The 16,286-nt window shown below is 42.4% G+C and carries 17 protein-coding genes and 2 pseudogenes; 18 read left to right on the top strand and 1 reads right to left on the bottom strand.

Annotated features, from left to right (window positions below):
• The 16 genes and pseudogenes from ACYQY7_RS12195 to ACYQY7_RS12120 form a co-directional block, all read left to right on the top strand.
• Positions 1-1,821: pseudogene (locus tag ACYQY7_RS12195) on the top strand (metal-dependent peptidase); the annotation flags it as partial.
• Entirely contained in the window at positions 1,818-2,105 is a 288-nt protein-coding gene (locus ACYQY7_RS12190) for an EscU/YscU/HrcU family type III secretion system export apparatus switch protein (RefSeq protein WP_461202413.1), read from the top strand. The pseudogene ACYQY7_RS12195 and the gene ACYQY7_RS12190, both read left to right, overlap by 4 nt.
• Positions 2,106-2,164: 59 nt before the next feature.
• Positions 2,165-2,578, top strand: a complete 414-nt coding sequence (gene fliS, locus ACYQY7_RS12185) for a flagellar export chaperone FliS (RefSeq protein WP_461202411.1) — start codon at positions 2,165-2,167, stop codon at positions 2,576-2,578.
• Between the two features lie 13 nt (positions 2,579-2,591).
• Positions 2,592-4,586, top strand: coding sequence for a flagellin N-terminal helical domain-containing protein (locus ACYQY7_RS12180; protein ID WP_461202409.1), 1,995 nt, complete (start codon positions 2,592-2,594; stop codon positions 4,584-4,586).
• Positions 4,587-4,667: 81 nt separating this feature from the next.
• Complete coding sequence (locus ACYQY7_RS12175) at positions 4,668-5,105, top strand: YaaR family protein (RefSeq protein WP_461202407.1); 438 nt, start codon at positions 4,668-4,670, stop codon at positions 5,103-5,105.
• A gap of 13 nt (positions 5,106-5,118) precedes the next feature.
• Positions 5,119-5,526, top strand: a complete 408-nt coding sequence (locus ACYQY7_RS12170; RefSeq protein WP_461202405.1) for a TIGR03826 family flagellar region protein — start codon at positions 5,119-5,121, stop codon at positions 5,524-5,526.
• Positions 5,527-5,592: 66 nt separating this feature from the next.
• A complete protein-coding gene (flgM, locus tag ACYQY7_RS12165) occupies positions 5,593-5,850 on the top strand; it encodes a flagellar biosynthesis anti-sigma factor FlgM (protein ID WP_461202403.1) in 258 nt (85 codons plus the stop codon).
• The gene (locus tag ACYQY7_RS12160; RefSeq protein ID WP_461202401.1) at positions 5,850-6,317 is read left to right on the top strand and encodes a flagellar protein FlgN; all 468 of its coding nucleotides are present in this window, start codon (positions 5,850-5,852) and stop codon (positions 6,315-6,317) included. The genes flgM and ACYQY7_RS12160 overlap by 1 nt, the downstream gene beginning before the upstream one ends.
• Positions 6,318-6,330: 13 nt before the next feature.
• Positions 6,331-7,872 (top strand): flagellar hook-associated protein FlgK, encoded by a 1,542-nt coding sequence (gene flgK / locus ACYQY7_RS12155; protein WP_461202400.1) that lies wholly within the window; start codon positions 6,331-6,333, stop codon positions 7,870-7,872.
• 11 nt (positions 7,873-7,883) lie between these two features.
• Complete coding sequence (gene flgL / locus ACYQY7_RS12150) at positions 7,884-8,756, top strand: flagellar hook-associated protein FlgL (RefSeq protein ID WP_461202398.1); 873 nt, start codon at positions 7,884-7,886, stop codon at positions 8,754-8,756.
• Between the two features lie 12 nt (positions 8,757-8,768).
• A complete protein-coding gene (locus tag ACYQY7_RS12145; RefSeq protein ID WP_461202397.1) occupies positions 8,769-9,323 on the top strand; it encodes a DUF6470 family protein in 555 nt (184 codons plus the stop codon).
• A 13-nt stretch (positions 9,324-9,336) separates the two neighbouring features.
• The gene (gene fliW / locus ACYQY7_RS12140) at positions 9,337-9,774 is read left to right on the top strand and encodes a flagellar assembly protein FliW (protein ID WP_461202395.1); all 438 of its coding nucleotides are present in this window, start codon (positions 9,337-9,339) and stop codon (positions 9,772-9,774) included.
• A gap of 14 nt (positions 9,775-9,788) precedes the next feature.
• A complete protein-coding gene (gene csrA, locus ACYQY7_RS12135; protein ID WP_461202393.1) occupies positions 9,789-10,031 on the top strand; it encodes a carbon storage regulator CsrA in 243 nt (80 codons plus the stop codon).
• A complete protein-coding gene (locus tag ACYQY7_RS12130; protein ID WP_032101229.1) occupies positions 10,028-10,213 on the top strand; it encodes a hypothetical protein in 186 nt (61 codons plus the stop codon). Before csrA ends, ACYQY7_RS12130 begins: the two co-directional genes overlap by 4 nt.
• Positions 10,214-10,352: 139 nt before the next feature.
• Positions 10,353-11,072 (top strand): flagellin N-terminal helical domain-containing protein, encoded by a 720-nt coding sequence (locus ACYQY7_RS12125; protein WP_461202390.1) that lies wholly within the window; start codon positions 10,353-10,355, stop codon positions 11,070-11,072.
• A 351-nt stretch (positions 11,073-11,423) separates the two neighbouring features.
• Positions 11,424-11,537 (top strand): annotated as a pseudogene (locus tag ACYQY7_RS12120) (flagellin); the annotation flags it as partial.
• 416 nt (positions 11,538-11,953) lie between these two features.
• Here ACYQY7_RS12120 and ACYQY7_RS12115 read toward each other — a convergent pair.
• Positions 11,954-12,883: an endonuclease gene (locus tag ACYQY7_RS12115; RefSeq protein ID WP_461202389.1), complete on the bottom strand. Its 930-nt coding sequence runs from the start codon at positions 12,881-12,883 to the stop codon at positions 11,954-11,956.
• Positions 12,884-13,097: 214 nt separating this feature from the next.
• Between ACYQY7_RS12115 and ACYQY7_RS12110 the strand changes: the two genes are divergently transcribed.
• Both ACYQY7_RS12110 and ACYQY7_RS12105 read left to right on the top strand, forming a co-directional pair.
• A complete protein-coding gene (locus ACYQY7_RS12110) occupies positions 13,098-15,047 on the top strand; it encodes a tetratricopeptide repeat-containing glycosyltransferase family 2 protein (RefSeq protein WP_461202387.1) in 1,950 nt (649 codons plus the stop codon).
• An 8-nt stretch (positions 15,048-15,055) separates the two neighbouring features.
• Positions 15,056-16,255, top strand: coding sequence for an acetyl-CoA C-acetyltransferase (locus ACYQY7_RS12105; protein ID WP_461202386.1), 1,200 nt, complete (start codon positions 15,056-15,058; stop codon positions 16,253-16,255).
• Positions 16,256-16,286 lie beyond the last annotated feature (31 nt).

Raw genomic sequence — 16,286 nt, 5'->3', positions numbered from 1 at the left:
GAAACAAAAGAAGCCCAGCTAAAACAAGTGGCAGAGGTACGGAAGCAAGCAGAAAGCGCCTCGACGGTGAAAGCGATGGAGACGCCAGTGAGGGAGCTTGTTCGTGTATTACCAGCCGAGCAAGCAGAAAAAGTCATGCGTGCATTAAACCAAGCGAAGTTGTTTGAAACGGTTGGACGTAGTGAGGAAGCCCGGCAACAACTCGTGCAAACGTTACGTTCGATTGAACAACAGGTTGCGCCTGAACATGTCAATCGCGCAAACATGATTGCTGATCGCCTCGAGCAGCAAGCGATGACGTTGACAGAAGCGGTTCGTCAGCTACAAGCTGATACTACACTTGCGAAACAACCAAATATGGCTCAAACGCTTCAGCAAGCAACACAAATGTTAGACAAACAACGTCAACAGTTGTTAACTGCCCTTACGACAAAAGAAAGTGAACAACGTGCAACAAATGACGTTCGTGCGATCATCGCCCAAGCGATGAAAACGATGCAAAAGGAGCCAAACGTCAAAGAAGCGCTGCAAATGGCACGGGTGCAACTTGCCCAACATATGGAACCTTCCATTCATGAAGTGTTTGCTCGTGCGGAACAGCTGGCAGATGAAGGTCGCGAAATGGCCGCAAGACAAACGGTCGTCCAAGCGCTGCAACAAGTCGAACGGACGTTGTCAACAAACGATGCATCGTCACCTGCTGATGAGGCGTACGAATTGTTGAGCGCGCTCGGTTTACAGTCAAAAGATATCATTGTTCAAACGGTAACGAAACGAATGGCAGAAGCAGCGAAGCAGTTTCAACAAACGAAGCGCGATATGATGCGAAATTTAGATGCGATTGATCGTCTTATTGCTCAATACAAGCAAGCGGCGCGGCCACAAGCAAATCAGCTGTTAGAAACGACGATTAAACAGCTTGACCAAACGATTTTAAAAAGTGATGCGATGTTGTTTGCGGATATGACGATGGAGAAAAAATTACTGCAAGCCAGTTCGCAATTAGCGGAGGCGAAAAAGCTATTAGATAAAGGACAAACGACAGAAGCGCAAAAAATCGTGAAACAAGTAAAAAGCACGCTCGAACAAATGCAATTTAAGCCATCGGATGTGAAAGTGAAACATTTTGTTGAAGCGCAGTCGCTAAAACAGCAAGCGCCAGAGCGGGCGTTACTGACGCAATGGAACGAGATCGTTCAACCCGAGCCGTCCGCACGCCACATGCTGCAAACAATTCGTCGCCTCGGTTTCATGCATGAAGCGGATGTTGCCAATACGCTCGTGTTTAACGGCGAAAGTGAACAGGCTGAAGAAACGATGAAAGGGCTTCTTATGAAATTAGCACAAACGGGTGGCGAAGCAGCGAAACAAGCTGAACAAGTATTGACGAATATGACAGGGCAACAGCTGCTAAATAAAAACGACCAAGGAAGCGCGATGCAAACGCTCTTTTTCACGATTCCATTGCTGCTGCAAAAAGAAGTGAAAGACGTAAAAGTGTACGTCAATGCGCGAAACGATGGGAAACGAGTTGACTGGGAAAACTGCAGCTTATACTTTTTACTTGAAACAAAAAAGCTCGGGGATGTGGGCGTATTATTAAGCGCAAACGAACGGACGATTTCCGTGACGTTTCGCAACGATCGCGAAGATTTCGCTGAACGTATGCGTCCGCTTATTGAGACTGCCACAGAGCGTCTTGAAGAAATCGGCTACCGCATCGGTAATGTGCAATTTACAACGTTTGCAAAAATTGAAGAAAAGCAGAACGATCCAAAACGCGCAACATGGACGGAGAAAGGATATGATTTTACAATATGATGTACTTTAACCAAAAGCGAAAGCGAGAAATAAACGGTCCATCCGCTGCGGTCATTCGCTATGAACAAGGAGATAAAGCTCCAACCGTCGTCGCCCACGGGCGCGGCTACGTCGCTGAAAAAATTATTGACCTTGCGAAACAAAACGGAGTACCGATTGAACAAGATGCCGCGCTCGTCCAACATTTGCTTGACCTTGACCTCGGTGATACGATTCCACCGCAATTGTATGCAGTTATCGCAGAATTTTTAATTTTAATTGAAAAAATGGAACGAAACTATTAAACAATAAAAAATCGTGACGATAAATAAAGTAGGTGAACGATGAAAGGGAGAGTGAGCGCGTGGAGTTTTTAACTGAAGAAGTGGTGTATAAAAAAACGCCGCAACAATTAACAGCGCTACTTTATGAAGGATTAATTGAAAGTGTAGAACAAGCGATCGCAAGCACAAAAAAGGGCGACTATATCCATGCCAACAAACGACTACAAAAAGCAAACGATATTTTACGTCGTCTTGGCGTCGGTTTGAAGTACGACGCTGGCATTATCGCCCATCAATTAGATGCGCTATACAGCTATATGGCAGAACGTCTTATTGACGCAAACATGAAAAAAGATGTAGAGATTATGCAAGAAGTGCTAACGATCGCCAAAGACATTGCGACCGCCTGGAATGAGGCGTTGAAAAAACAACCGACAACGAATGTCGCAGCGAAAAAAGCAGCGGCATACGAACAATTTATCATGACAGAGTAAAGGAGCGAAAAACATGAGAATCAACCATAACATTCAAGCATTAAACGCTTATCGTAATTTAGCGGTAAACCAATCAAACACATCTAAAAATTTAGAAAAACTTTCTTCCGGTTTACGTATTAACCGCGCCGCAGACGACGCTGCCGGTTTAGCGATCTCTGAGAAAATGCGCTCGCAAATTCGGGGGTTGCAAATGGCCGAGCGCAACGCCCTAGACGCCATCTCACTGATTCAAACGGCGGAGGGAGCGCTGAACGAAGTACACAGCATTTTACAACGTATGCGAGAATTGGCGGTGCAGGCGGCGAATGATACGAATACGGATGAAGATCGCACACATATTCAAAGCGAAATTAATCAATTGGCTGATGAATTAAATCGGATTGGAAATAGCACAGAATTTAACAAAATCACGTTGCTTGACGGCAGCATTCAAAAAACAGATGCGCTTCCTGCGAAATATATAAGCAATCCAGTGAGCGGAAATATCGAGATTCGTAGCGCAGAAACAAAGGCAAAAGTGGAAGGGCAATCTATTTTAACTGCTGTTGATATTCACGGGGATAAAGCTGGATATGTTACAGGTAGTGTGAAATTATCTAATAGTGATTTATCTAGCTCAAATATTACTATTGATAGTACAAATAACGAATTGACATTAGAGCTAGGTGACGGTACATCGGGTACTATTGTTATTGATGTAAGTGGAGGTAACAAAACGTACGATGGAACGTTTGGAAAAGATAGTTCGACTTTATTAAATGACATTAATACAGCTATCCAAGCATCGACTTTAAACGGAAAAGTTTCTGCAAGCATTGATCCTAATGGTTATTTAGTGTTTACTGATTTAACTAAGACAGGTAACGGTAGCTACGTGAAAGTAATGGGGGGGAATGCTGTAGGGACATTAATTGGTACAGCAACAAGAACGGATGGAATCCCGGCTAACCACACCCTTACGTTTGATTTTACGGATGGTGCGGGTGGTAATGACGGTACTGTTACTATTACCCTCACAGATAAGGTCTATAATACAGTAGATGAAATCGTAACAGAAATCAATAGCAAGCTAACATCGTCAGGCTATAATGTTACCGCTCTAAATGACAACGGAAAAATTGTTCTTCAAGCGAATGATGGTGGAGCAGATAGTTCTATCACAAACGTAGGAGGTTCTGCTGCATCCCCGTTATGGTTAGTCAATGCTAAAGAAATTGCTGGATTAGATGTAAATAATCAAATTTCTTTCAAACTCAACGGAAATGAGTACACTGCAACCATCCCTGCTGGAACGTATACAGATCGCAGTGTATTAGCTTTAGCTATTCAAAACGCCATTAATAATGCAACAAATAACGGGGAGCCAGATATGACTGTAAAAGCAGTTGGTGACCTTTTTGTGTTTGAAACGGGAGATGCTGGTGCAAACCAAAAGTTCGAGATTACTTCTCCTCATGTTGATTTAGGATTAACAGCGCGTGAAGAGAAAGGACAAGATGCGTTGAACGTTGATATTAGTCTTCAAATTGGGGCGAATGAAGGACAAAGCTTTACGTTCAGCATTGCTGATATGAGAGCAAAAGCATTAGGACTAACGTATACAGTTTCTGGAGACCGTACGTATACAAATGCAGATGGAAATACTATTTCTGCTAATTATTCTGTTAATACCGTTAAAAACGGAACTACTACTGAGTATGTGATTAATGTTTCCGATGCTAAATCGGCAAGTAAAGCGATTACTGTAATTGATAATGCGGTTAGGTTAGTATCTGCGGAACGGGGCAAAATTGGTGCGATCCAAAACCGCCTTGAACACACGATCAACAACTTAAAAACAGCACACGAAAACTTAACGTCCGCAGAGTCACGCATCCGTGATACAGATATGGCGATGGAGATGACAAACTTCACAAAAAACAACATTTTAAACCAAGCAGCGCAGGCGATGCTTGCGCAATCGAATCAGTTGCCGCAAGGAATTTTACAATTGTTAAAAAGCTAATGGGTAAAAAGGGTAGGTCGATGCGACCTCGCCCTTTTTTTGTAACTGTGGCATAATAAAAATAAAAAGGTGTGAACGTTGATGGAAGTGCAAAAAGTGTCGCGGGCGTCGTTGAACCGTGTGGCGAAAAAAGAGGATGCACCGATGGAATCGGTGTCGTTTACGGAAGTGATGCATAAGAAAAAAAGCGATGTGTTATTTGAACGTTTTCAAACGATGGCGCAAGAAATTGAAGCGCAAGGGAAAAAGTTAGCGGAGTCGCAAACGGTTGAAGATTTAAAAAAATATAAAAAGTTGGTAAAACAATTTTTAGACGATGCGGTAAAAAATAGTTTGCAGCTTGAAGAACAGCGCGGGTTTAGCCGCGGGGGACGGTCGAAAATTTATAAGCTTGTGAAAGAAGTTGACCAAAAGCTCGTTGAACTCACAAACGCTGTATTAGAGAAAGAGAAAAAAGGGATTGATTTGCTTGGGCTTGTCGGTGAAATTCAAGGATTGATTATTAATATATATACGTAAGGGGGATGAGGGAATGCTTGATAACTGCCCGAAATGCGGAAGTTTGTTTGTGCGGACGCAATTTCGTGACGTATGTGATGCATGTTATAAAGAGGAAGAAAAATTGTTTGAAAAAGTGTACGCATTTATTCGAAAACGAGAAAATCGCACGGCAACGATGCCTCAAGTCGTTGATGCGACAGGGGTAGAGGAAGCGCTAATTATTAAATGGATTAAAAAAGGAAGATTACAGCTCGTTCATTTTCCAAACCTCGGTTATCCGTGCGAAAAGTGTGGGGCAACGATTCGCGAAGGACGTTTATGTGCTAAGTGTATCGGCGGCATCCAAAAAGAGATGACAAAAATTCAACAAGAAGAAGAGCGACAAAAACAAGCGAAACGCCAGACGACGTACTTTACACAGCAAAAAAAGAACGACTAAACATTTTTTTCTTTTAGCCGATAATAAACATAGGAGAAGAAGAACGGAAAAAAGTGAGGTGGGAACATGAAAATTCATCGCATTCAACCGATGAATGTCAATCCGTATGAGCGGACGTCGCGTGTTGAAAAACCGACAAAAACGGCGAAAAAGATAGATCAAGTTGAAATTTCAAGCGCTGCGAAAGAATTACAAGAAGCGACAAAGTTTTCTTCGGAACGGTTAGAAAAAGTAGAACGGTTAAAATCAGAAGTGCAGGCGGGCACGTATGAAATCGATGCGCGGGCAATTGCAGAAAGCGTATTGCGCTATTATAAACGGTAATGGAGCGAGCAAACATGATCGATTTGATGCAAAAGTTGCTGACGTTTCATCGAGGTTTATTGCAGCTAGCAGAACAAAAAACAGAAGCGATTAAAAAGAGCGACATTAGTACGTTGCAACAAATGATGACGAAAGAACAAAAATATGTGATGGCCATTCGGCAGCTAGAAAGCGAACGAATGAGCCTTCTTTCACATATGTCTAAAGAGGAACGAACGGTGAGCCGATATGCTGAACAGTTGGAAGAAAAAGAGCGAACAAAGCTACTCCAACTAGCTAATGAATTAAGCGACACGATCGCACGGCTAAAAGCGCAAAATGAACTGAACATGCAGCTGCTGCAACAGTCGCTCCAATTTATTCATTTTACATTAGATTTGATGATACCGAACGAACAAGATGTTACGTATGACCCGAAGCGAGTGGATGAATTACCGTCAAGGTCATCATTTGAAGCGAAAACGTAAGGGGGGTTTTTTTGTGCTTTCGACATTTCATGGGTTAGAAACAGTGCGGCGCGGGATGACTGCCCAACAGCAAGCACTATACGTCACCGGCCATAATATCGCAAACGCCAACACGCCAGGCTATTCGCGCCAGCGCGTCAACTTTGAACAAACGCCTCCGTATCCATTTGCATCGAAAAACCGTCCTGTCATGCCAGGACAAATGGGAACAGGTGTGGAAGGCGGCACGGTGCAACGCATGCGCGAAGAGTTTTTAGACGTCCAATATCGTGGGGAAAATATGAAATACGGCTATTGGAATACGCGTGCAGAAGCGCTGTACAAAATGGAAGAGATTATGAACGAGCCATCAGACGAAGGGCTTGCGAAAACGCTTGACCGCTTTTGGCAAGCGCTGCAAGATTTAGCTGTCAATCCGTCAAATGCTGGTGCTCGCTCGGTCGTTCGTCAGCGCGGCATTGCGGTTGCGGAAACGTTTCATTATTTATCTAGTTCACTCAAATCGATTCGCGATGATTTAAAAAATGAGTTGGATGTCACAGTAAAAGCAGCAAACTCTTTAGCTCGCCAGCTCAATGATATAAACAAACAAATTAGCGAAGTAGAAGTGCATGGCTATTTGCCGAACGATTTATATGATGAGCGCAATCGGCTTTTAGATGAGTTATCGCAATATGTAAATGTGAAAGTTACGCCTGTGTCCAGTGGTGGAAGCTCCTTAAAAATTGCGGAAGGACGTTTTACGGTAGAACTAGTGGATCGAACAGGAAGCACGGTGATTGGCACGCTTGTTGATGGACGATTAGGACAAGTAAATGAGCTTCAACTGAGCTATCAAGACAATGTGACAAAAACAGGGCCGATTGTTGGCTTCTCGCTCGGTAATACAACGTTTTCAACATTTGAACGTTTGAAGGAAAATGGAAAAATAGGTGCGCTTCTTTATTCGTATGGGTATAGGGAAGATGGGGGTACAACGACGAAAGGATTATACCCTGAAATGTTAGGCGATTTAAACGCCATGGCGAAAGCGTTCGCGGATCAGTTCAATGTCGTTCATTCAAGAGGATTTAGTGTGACAGAAATAAAAAGTAATGTCACTACTCCGGGCGCAAAACCATTTTTTACTTACGATCTTAATGATCCAGCTGGAACATTTGATATTGCACAAATCATCAAAGATTCGCTCGACAACATTGCCGCGTCAGCAACAGGTCAAATCGGTGATGGAAGCAATGCCCAAGCGCTAGCTGAAGTGAAAAATGGGATGATGAATATTGCCGGAAACACAACGACCATTCAAAACTTTTATGAAAGTTTAATTGGACAAATGGCAGTCAACGCGCAAGAAGCGAAACGGTTATCTGAAAATAGCGAAGTGCTTCGCCAATCGGTTGATGAACGGCGCATGGCGGTCAGTTCCGTATCGCTTGATGAAGAAATGATGAACATGATGAAATTCCAGCATGCGTATAACGCCTCTGCGCGTATGATTACAATGATCGATCAAATGTTAGATAAAATTATTAATAATATGGGCATCGTCGGAAGGTAGGTGAGTAATCGATGCGCGTGACACAAATGATGTTAGCGAACAATACGCTTCGCAACGTGAGTAAAAGCTATGACAAACTTGGTACGTATCAACAACAACTAGCAACAGGGAAAAAAATTCATCGTCCGTCTGAAGATCCAGTTGTGGCGATGAAAGGGATGCATTACCGTACGAGTTTAACTGAAATTGAGCAGTTTCAACGCAATCTTTCAGAGGCATACACGTGGATGGAAAATTCGGAATCCGCACTGAATCATACGACAAACGTTTTGCAGCGCGCTCGCGAACTCGTTGTACAAGCGAAAAACGGAACGCTCGGTCCTGAAGATCGTCAAGCGATTGCTCGTGAAATCGAACAGTTGAAAAAAGACTTAGTGCAAGTGGCGAACACGAAAGTGGCAGGAAAGTACATTTTCAACGGGACAAAAATCGAACAAGCGCCTGTCACAGACGGCACGCCTCCGACTGTCACGAACAACAACGATGATTTTATGGTTGAAGTAGCAAAAGGGGTTAAATTAAAAATTAATGTCACGCCAAACAATGTGTTTAACCAAGGTTTGTTTAATACGTTGCAGCAAATTGAAAACGAACTAACTAATCCAACAAGCAATTTAGATAACTTGCTTTCTCAATTAGATACACATATAAACGACGTACTCGCAGAGCGTGCAGAGCTCGGTGCGCGCGTCAACCGTTTAGAGCTTGTTGAACAACGTTTGTCCGAGCAACAACTCATCGCCAAACGAATGATTTCTGATAACGAAGATGCGGACATTGAAAAAATTATTACTGAACTAAAGTCGCAAGAAAGCGTACATCGCGCGGCACTCTCTGTCGGTGCGCGCATCATTCAACCGACGCTCGTTGACTTTTTACGTTAAGGGTGAGTTGAAATGAAAATTCCACAATTGACGATGCAAGCGACGTTTCCGCAGCTGTCGATGACGATTGAGCGCGGATATATGCATATGCGTCAGTCGCAAGCAGACATGTCGATCGAGCAGCCGCAGCCGCAAGTGGAGATGAAAACGACGCCTCCTCGCTTGACGATTGATCAAACGGAGGCTCGCGCCGATGTCGATTTGAAACATATTTTTCGCCGCATTGAAGAAGCAGCGCAAGAAGGGTATGCGAGCTGGCTATCATATTTAGAAACGACAGCGATACAAGGCGATGAATTAATGCGCATTGAACAAGGCGGCGACGTGCTTGCGATGCAAGCGCAAGCGAACAGCGAGCGCCCACCTTTTGAGTATAACGTTGGGCTTATTCCACGCCCATTTAGTGTGAAAATCGGCTTCGAACAAGGGCGCATCGATATGAATTGGCAGACGTTTAGTGCTCGCATTCATATCGAACCGCGTCCTGTGCAAATCGACTATAAACCGAACGTTGTGCATATTGACTTAGCGCGTCACAACAACTTGCGCATTGACGTGACCGTATAAATGAGGGATGAAAATGAACATTGAAACGAAATATCACGGAACGGTTCAACTTTCCGACATGGCGATCGTTTCGTTTGAAAACGGGCTACCGGGTTTTGAATATGAAAAACAATTTGCATTGCTGCCGATTCATGACTCACCATTTACGATTTTACAATCGGTGCAAAATAAAGACGTAGCATTTGTCATGATTGAGCCGTTTTCGTATTTCCCAACGTACGAAATCGAATTGGACGATACGACGTGCGACCAATTGAAAATAAAAAAAGAAAACGATGTGGCGCTATACGTCATTTTAACGGTCGCAGAACCGTTTACAAATACAACGGCGAACTTACAAGCGCCTGTCGTCATTAACGTTCACGAACGAATCGGCAAGCAAGTCATTTTAACAAATACACCGTATAAAACAAAACATCGGCTATTTCCAGAAACGGTTGAGGCGAAATAAGGGGGCGAGAACATATGCTTGTATTAACGCGCAAATTAAAAGAAGCGATTCAAATCGGCGATGACATCGAGGTCGTCGTTCTCGCCATCGATGGCGATCAAGTAAAACTTGGCATTCGCGCACCGAAGAACGTTGATGTGCATCGAAAAGAAATATATCTCGCCATTCAACAAGAAAACAATGCCGCATCACTCGCCTCTGCCGCTTCGCTTCAACAACTATCTGATCAATTAAAGAAAGGAGGGAAAAACAAATGAGTGTTAGCATCGGCGGTGTTCACGTCCCTGGCGTTATCGCCCGCATCGTTCAAGACAATAAAGCGATCGCGGAACAAGCATTAAACGAAATTGTTAACAAACATAAAGACGATCCAGCTCGCATCGTTAAAGAAATTCAACAACCGTCGCCGTTTTCACAATTTCTTGACATTAAAGTATAAAATTTTTTTCTCAACCTATTAAACTTTGAAAAAACGAGCCGATAATAAACATGAGAGCAAGAAAGAAGGGCGGCCGACTTCAATCTTGCCAACTAAAATACCACAAGGACGTGGACAAACATTCAAGGAGGAATGAACAATGAGAATTAACCACAACATCGCGGCGTTAAATACGCATCGTCAATTGACTATGGGTACATTAAATGCATCGAAAAATATGGAGAAATTATCTTCAGGTCTTCGCATTAACCGCGCAGGTGATGATGCAGCAGGTTTGGCGATTTCGGAAAAAATGCGCGGACAAATTCGCGGTTTAGAAATGGCAGCGAAAAACTCACAAGATGCGATCTCGTTAATCCAAACAGCTGAAGGTGCATTGAACGAAACACATGCGATCCTTCAACGCATGCGCGAGTTAGCGGTACAAGGTGGTAACGACACTAATACAACTATTGACCGCGATCAAATTCAAAAAGAATTGAACCAATTAATTTCAGAAATTGATCGTATTTCGAACACGACTCAATTTAACACAAAGAACTTGCTCGATGGTTCATTAAATGCGACGTTCCAAGTAGGGGCGAATGATGGACAAATTATTAATTTGCAAATTTCTACAATGAGCTCTGCTGCGTTAACGTTGGATGGAACGAACATCTCTGTTGCAAACAACTCTTTGGCTAGTGCATCAATTAGTAGAATTGACGCAGCAATTAATGCAGTATCGCAAGAGCGCTCTAAACTCGGTGCATTGCAAAACCGCTTAGAGTACACAATTAACAACTTATCTACTTCTGCTGAAAACTTAACAGCAGCAGAATCTCGTATTCGTGACGTAGATTATGCTTTAGCCGCATAAGCGGTGACAAGCACAGTCGTCCTAACTGGAAACGGTTAGGAGTATGACCGGGTGAATTGCTGGAAACCCCTTAGAGCCTTTGACGCCACAACGAAGCTGGAAACGGCAAGCGTGATGGCTTGAAAAGTCAAAGGATTGGGCAACCGAGCAGCCAAGCTCCTGTGACGAAAGTCTGGAGAAGGTTCAACGACTAGGACATACCACCTAAAGCGAGAGCTATGGTGATGAAGTCCGTAGGGTGAGTAGGATGCTCCATCGTCCTATATCATTCGAAGTGCCCGGCCCCTACCTAGCGACAAGCTAGCGGGTGAAGAGATAGTCTAGTCGTTTGTGAAAGCAAATGTTCGCACGATGGCGAAAGAAATGATGGAGTTCACGAAGAACAACATTTTAACGCAAGCAGCACAAGCAATGTTGGCTCAATCCAATCAAATGCCACAAGGAGTTTTGCAGTTACTTCGGTAATTTGATTGGAAGGGCGTCTTAGCTGGAAACGGCTAAGAGGATAACTGGGTGAATTGCTGGGAAGCCCTAAAGCTTTCCTTGCCACAACGAAGCTGGAAACGGCAAGCGTGACGGCGTGAAAAAAGGAAAGATGCTACAATGGGCAATCAGCAGCCAAGCTCCTGTGAGGAAACTCTGGAGAAGGTTCAACGACTAGGACATACCACCTAAGGCGAGTGCTATGGTGATGAAGTCTGTAGGGAATTTCCCGAAGTGCCCAGCCCTTCGCTAGCCAAACGGCTAGAAAGGTGAAGAGATAGTCTACACAACGATCGAAAGACGTTGCGGCATGGCAAGCCAACCAACAACCACAAGGAGTATTACAATTGCTCCGCTAATGAATCAAAAAGAGGCCTTAGGTTTGCTAAGGTCTCTTTTTATGTGCTATGAATAGCGCATAGATGCACAACTTGACTGACTGTTAAACCTGTTGTTTCCCTACAAGCATGGATTTGTTCCATATGTTTTTTGGTTAGTTCAATTTGATAAGGTTTGGTTGTTGTTTTATTTATTTTTAATACCGGGAATTTTTCTGCAAACAATTTTTTGTACGTATGTTCATTCGATAACTTGTTGTGTAAAACAGGAAGTTGTTCTAACATTGCGTGAATATCTTTAGTAGGTCGAGTGATATGGAGTACGTTTGGTAAATAGATAGTTGTCCGTTTTTTGGTAAATTCTTTTGAAATGGAAGGAATAGTGGTTTTCCGTTTCATACTTTCGTGCACATATGGTTTAACTAAGCGTATAAAATAAAAAATTTGCGGTTTATCGTAAAGAGTAAGTCTGTTTTGTTTGTCTAAAGAAAAGTTTAGGCTGTATTTTCGTCTTATTAGCTGAATTAATGTTTCGTTTTCAGCTTTTGTAAATCCATCTGTTGATAAAATAACTTTTTTTACTTGATTATTTTGGATTTTTAAGTGTCCATCATCCTGATACCACCACGCTAAACAAATAGGTGTAAATGAATATGTTAAAAATTCAAATGGAATGGTTTTGCGATCATTTGGATACCATAACTCTTTTAGTTGAAAGACCACTCTTGATTTAAACGATTGGGTATAATATTGCTCAGTAAAACCGTTTTTGATGCGATTGTCTAGGATTTTTCGATATCTCGGTTTTGAAAGAGGAAGATATTTGTTTAATTGTTCGTAACAATAAAAACACCATGCTTTATCGCTAGCACAATGAGCGAAGCGAAATCGTGGATGGCGATTTTTTTCTATACTAATATTTGCATCCCCAAGCAATTTTCCATTAATCATACTTAAGACCTCAATAGGGAGTCCGTGAATATTTTCCATAACGCTCCACCCCATACAAGAACATACGTTCATATTCTAATACAAATATTTTAATTAATCAATTAGCTAAGTATCGGGTATGAATGTGTTGATTGAGAGGTAATTAGGTACAATGTATTTCTTAACAGCAAGTACATATAACTGTTTTAATTTCTATCATCCCTCTTCACATCTTCCCCTTTTTATCCGATATAAATAGTGGATGAATACATGAATGAAGAAAGAAGGAAGAGTGATGAAGCCATTTTTATCGTTATGTATGATCGTAAAGAATGAAGAAAAAGTATTACAACGTTGTTTAGATTCTGTACATGGTATTGTTGATGAAATCGTTATCGTTGATACAGGTTCAACAGATGCAACGAAAGAAATTGCGTTGAAATATACGAATAAAGTATATGATTTTGAATGGACGAATAACTTCGCTGACGCGCGCAACTTTGCCCAGCAACAAGCGACTGGAGAATGGATTCTCGTATTAGATGCCGATGAGTATGTTGAACGTACGAACTTGCAAGAGATGATACAGCAATTAAAACAAACTGATGATAGCGTAGAAGCTTATGACGTGAGTATTTACAACTTTGTAGGTGCGTACGGTGAACGAGTGCTCCAACATCGCCACACGCGCATTTATCGCAACGTGTCATATTTGCGCTACGATCGCGCGATTCATGAACAATTGCGGCATGTAAGCGGAGAGTATGTTGAAGCTAAGACAGGTATTTTAACGATTTATCATACAGGTTATATGCGACATGTGGTGGTAGAAAAGAAAAAGCATGACCGAAATGCGCAATTGATTGAGCGTGAGATGGAGGCAGGAGAGAGCATTGCTTTTGACTATTTTAATTTAGGAAACGAGCATCTTTCAAAAGGAGAAGTCGAACAGGCGTTGCAAGCATTTATTCAAGCCTACCAACATAAAAAAGATATTCGTCTAAGTTGGGTTTCGTATTGTCTTGTGCAAATTATTTTATGTTTGAAGTATTTACAAAGGTTTGAAGATGCTTTACAAGTCATCACGGATGCAGAAAATTTATATAGCGAAACAGCTGATTTTCCATTTTTACGCGGGGAAATTTATTATCTGCAACATCGTTACGATGATGCGATACAACAGCTTGAATATTTGCTTGAACATAAAAGCAAATATCCCCATACGATTAAAACATTTGAATATGTCGAATATGATCCACATATGTTGCTTGGACATATGTACAAGCATAAAGGAAATTTACAAAAAGCAATGTATCACTATTCTAGCGCATTATCTTTCAATCGCAATAGTTACGAGGCATTGTATCATGTGTTGCAGTTGTTAGCACGTGTTCATCGAGAGGAAGAAGTCATTCAGTTTATTGAAAATAAACAATTAGCGAACAATGAGCTATCTATTTTGCTTATTTTGCGCATTGCTGCGGTTTTACATTTAGAAAAAGTAGTGCAATGGTATGCTTCAAAGTTAAATGATAAAACTATTCAACATGGTTTTGAAATAAAAATAAATATATTGCAAAAGCGTTATGAAGAAGCGTTACAACAAATATTAAAAAGCTCCCTATCTCATTTACAAACGTATATTCGCACGGGAAGTTTAGATTTGTATGACTTGTTGGTCGTGGCGTTTAAAACAAATGAACTCGATGTTGTTCGCTTATTACTTCATCTCGTCTCGGAGCAAAAAGAAAAAGAATTTTTATTGTTTATGATGAACGAGTTAGAGAAAGCCTCATCGCATGAATTTTACTTGCTTTTACTTGAGCGAACGATTCAACTGAAAGAGTATGAGTTATTTGAGCAATTTCTTGCTTTAAAAAATACATTTCCTTTGTCTGTTCATATAAAAATTGGGCATTTGTTGCATCGTTATGAATTTATGGACGTGGCCCTTCAACTGTATCGTTCAGTTGATAATATGAATGATTGGGATGCGGAGTCGTTTGTGAATGTGATCGAGGCGTTAGCAGTAAAAAATGAAGCGATGGAAGCGATGCAATATGGACTGTTAGCGATCAGTTTCGGCCATCGCGACTTTCGCTTGTACAAATATGTCATTGAGTTAATGAACATATGTGGAATGAATGAAGAGAAGAAGAAAATTGTTCAACAAGCGAAACGGATGTATCCAGACAGCGAATGGTTAAAGGAGAAAGGAGTTTAGCAACAAAAATGAGAAAGTCAGTTATTGTTAGCGGGGTACGCACACCATTTGGGAAGTTCGGTGGCAGTTTAAGTGCATTTAGCGCAGCACAGCTTGGAGGTATCGCGATCAAAGAGGCGCTCGTGCGCGCAAATGTTCGTGCAGAGGATGTCGACGAAGTTGTCTTTGGGACTGTATTGCAAGGTGGACAAGGGCAACTTCCATCGCGACAAGCAGCGAGAGAAGCAGGAATTCCATGGGAGACGAAAACGGAAACGATTAATAAAGTGTGCGCTTCGGGCATGCGTAGTGTTACACTTGGCGACCAAATCATTCGCGCAGGTGATGCGGATGTCATTGTTGCTGGGGGAATGGAATCGATGAGCAATGCCCCGTATATGTTGCCAAAAGTGCGTTGGGGGTTGCGCATGGGCGATTCAACGGTGAAAGATGTAATGGTCTATGACGGATTGACATGTAGCTTTACAGGTGTGCATATGGGCATTTACGGAAGCGAAACGGCAAAAGAGTTAGACATTACGCGTGAAGAACAAGACCGCTGGGCGTATCGAAGCCATCAATTAGCGATTGCGGCGATCGAGGAGGGCAAGTTTGCAGAAGAAATCGTCCCTGTTACGATTCCGCAACGAAAAGGAGAGCCGATCACAGTAGCGGTCGATGAATCACCACGTAAAGATACATCGCTTGAAAAACTAGCGAAACTTGCACCCGTGTTTGATCCAACGGGCACGATTACAGCAGGAAATGCACCAGGTGTAAATGATGGGGCAGCCGCGCTTGTATTAATGAGCGAAGAGAGAGCACAAAAAGAAGGTTTTACCCCACTTGCGACGATTGTCGCGCATACAGCCGTTGCGGTTGAAGCGAAAGATTTTCCGAAAACGCCGGGTATCGTCATCAATGAATTATTGCGTAAAACAGGAAAAACAGTACATGATATCGACTTGTTTGAAATTAACGAAGCGTTTGCTTCCGTCGCTTTAGCAAGCATGAAAATTGCCGACTTGCCAGAAGAAAAAGTGAACGTCAACGGCGGAGCCATTGCGCTCGGACATCCGATCGGGGCAAGCGGAGCGCGCATTATTATTACGCTCATTCACGAATTAAAGCGTCGCGGTGGCGGTCTTGGCATTGCAGCCATATGTAGCGGTGGCGGTCAAGGCGATGCAATCATGATTGAAGTGAAGGTAGCGTCAAAAAATCTATGAAAAGTCATCACGGGCTACCTTTTGAAGGAAA

The sequence above is a fragment of the Anoxybacillus sp. TBDG-1 genome, from assembly GCF_054815885.1.
This window is presented reverse-complemented; position numbering and strand designations above follow the sequence as displayed.